2 protein-coding genes are annotated in these 2,691 nt (G+C 63.1%); both read right to left on the bottom strand.

Annotation, left to right across the window (positions count from 1 at the left end; all coding sequences use genetic code 11):
* The coding region (locus C4301_RS09085; protein WP_352414764.1) for a S8 family serine peptidase at window positions 1-997 on the bottom strand (997 nt) is incomplete at its 3' end.
* A gap of 6 nt (window positions 998-1,003) precedes the next feature.
* Window positions 1,004-2,668: a carboxypeptidase-like regulatory domain-containing protein gene (locus tag C4301_RS09080; protein ID WP_352414763.1), complete on the bottom strand. Its 1,665-nt coding sequence runs from the start codon at window positions 2,666-2,668 to the stop codon at window positions 1,004-1,006.
* Between the last annotated feature and the right edge of the window lie 23 nt (window positions 2,669-2,691).

The raw sequence follows: 2,691 nt of genomic DNA, 5'->3' as shown, positions 1-2,691 counted from the left end.
TGTTGCGGTTTCCGTCTGCCGCGGCCGAGGCGATGATCCCTGGGTACCCGGCAGGGGTACGCACCTCGTCCTTGTAGGAGTTGCCCGCGCTGGCCACGACCACCACGCCGTTGGCCAGGGCATAGTCGAAGGCTTCCTTGACGAGGCTGCCGTAACCGAGCCCTCCCCAGGAGTTGTTCAGGACCTGCGCCCCGTGGTTGACCGCCCAGACGATGCCCCTGGCCACGTAGAAGTCGCCTACGTAGTTCGGTTGGAAGATGGCCACGGGGAGGAACTTGGTCTTGGGGGCCAGGCCTGCGATGCCCTGGCCGTCCTTTAGGGCGCTGACTGCTGAGGTGACAAAGGTGCCATGAGAGATGTTTTGGCGGCCCAATCCATTGATGAAGGTCTGCCAGTCCTGGGCCTGGGTGTAGGTGGTGTTTTGTACCGGGTCATAGGCCAGGCCCGCCCAGTTGGCGGCCAGGTCGGGGTGGCTCACGTCCGCCGGGTCGTCGATGATGGCCACCGTTACCCCCTGGCCCATAAACCCCCTGTCCCAAGCTCCTTTGGCGTCCAGGTGGCGTGGGTCGAGGGCGTACTGAGGAAGCGCATCGAGGAACTGGTCTGAAGGGTTGCCCAAAGGAGCAAGGCCAGGCCCTTGGGGTTGTTCCACCGCATCGTCCTTCGGGGCCTGGACCATGGCCAGGTGGGGTTCTGCATACCGGAGCCCAGGCAGGCCCTGGAGGAGGCGGCTGGCCTTAAGGGCATCCATGGGGACCGCCAGAAGGGCGGCCTTAAGCTCGGGGATGCGGGCGATCTCCTTTGCGCCCAGGTTCCTTTTGGCCTCTTCTAAGGCCCCTTCATCTGCGTAGGCCACCACCACCTCCCCCTGGTAGTAGGTCAGGCCCTCCTGATCGGCCAAGGTGGGGTGGGAAGCGGTGGGAGGCTGGGGCTTCGCTCCTTGGGTGCAGGCGGCGAGAAGGGCGGTGAGGCTGAGCAGGGCTAAAAGCTTCCTCATCATGACTCACTCTCCCGTGGTGAACTCGAAGACCTGGGTTCCAGGCCGGCTGATCCGGATAAAGCTTGTCGAGCTGGGCCAGGTCTGTATGCTATAAGCTCCGATTCTGTCGCCCTCGTACTTGTAAGCATAGCTGACGTAGAGCTGCCAGGCGTAGGTGCGAAGGGCTTGAAGCTTTGGCAAAGCGGCAAATCCATCGAAGTTGTAGGGGAAGGTTACCGTGCCTTGGGCGACATCCACGGGGACTTTGTTGGGCTTGCTCGGATCCACGAGGCCGGCGGTGTCCGTGTAGAAAACGACCGTGTTGGTGGAGGGGTTAAGCCCATAGACCAGGGCCTCGCCCTGGGGGATCCCGTTGCCCTGGGTGCCGAACTCCACCTGGAGCAAGGACCCGCCAAGGGTTTGCCAGGCAACCCCATCCCCCGTCAGGGTGTCCCAGAGGACGAGGTTATAGGCTGCCCCATCCGCGCCGATCTGGAGCTGGGGATGGCCGATCTGAAAGTCCGGGGTCTTGGAAACGTTCTTGGCCTCGTCCAAAGGGGAGAGAAGGGGGGCCTCAAAGGGGGGCAAGGGGGTGGTGGAGCTCGGCGGCGAGCTCGCCACCTGGTTGTTGCCCCGGGCCACCACCCGGTAGAGGTAGGTTTGACCAGGGACGAGGTCCGCCGAGGCATCCCGGAAGTAGAAGGGGCGGTTGAAGGGGTTGGTGGGGCAGGATCTGTTTGCACCCCCTCCCACGGTCCCCACCCGGGTCCAGTTCTGGCCGTCTGTGGAGCGCTCAATATCGAAGGCAAAGGGCCGGGCGGAGGGAGTGGTGTTGGTGTAGCACCACCGGATTTCCACGTATAGATTGCTTCCTTGAGGGGCAGCCTGGGGGTCCAGGGGAAGCTCCCCGAAAAGACCCCGGCCCAGGGGGGCGTTCAGTTTCAGAGGCGCCTGCACGCTGTAAAACCCCACGGCCTGGCCCAGGGTAATGGCGGTCGCCGTTACCCCTAGAGGGGCCTGGACGTTATTTCGTTGGGCAGAGTTCGTGTTTTTAAAGGTGAGGGGGATGAGGTAGTGGCTCCGGTTGTTGTTGAAGTCGTAGGCCACCACTTCCAGGTAGATTTCGCTTCCGCTCGCATCTCCCAGTCCAGCTACGGCGCTACCCGATAGAACCTGATTGCCGGTGTCCTCCGTATCGGAAAAGAGGAGGCGGCTTGAGGTGGCTGTCGCCGTCAGGAAGCCTGAGCCGGGGGTGCGGCCTAGGGCCACGTAGATGAAGCGCATGGGTTTGACGTAGTCCTTTGAGGTGTCCACCTGGACCCGGAAGGGGATGGCATCGGTGAAGGTCTGCCCAGCCAGGGGATCCGTGCCGTTTTGGGTGATGACGAGGGTGGGTGGGGTTGTGGAGAGGCTCTGGTCGAAGGCGGGTTTTTGGATCAGGGTGACCGAAGGCATCTGGGGTACCCGGATCCCTTCCATCACGCTTCCCGCCATACCGGGTTTTTGCGCCTCGAGGCGGAAAGTCCCCTCAGGCAGATTGGAGAAGGAAAACCGCCCCTGGGCATCGGTGGTGGCGGTGTCCATCAGGGTCGTGCCTAGGTATAAGCGCACCGTGGACCCCACCACAGGACCGCCCGCGCCCTCGCTAAGCACCGTTCCGCCCAAGGTGTAGGGGCCAGAGGGTTTCACCGTGAGGCTGAGGTTGGCGGTCT

The organism is Thermus sp., assembly GCF_040290245.1.
Lineage (GTDB): Bacteria > Deinococcota > Deinococci > Deinococcales > Thermaceae > Thermus_A.
This window is presented reverse-complemented; position numbering and strand designations above follow the sequence as displayed.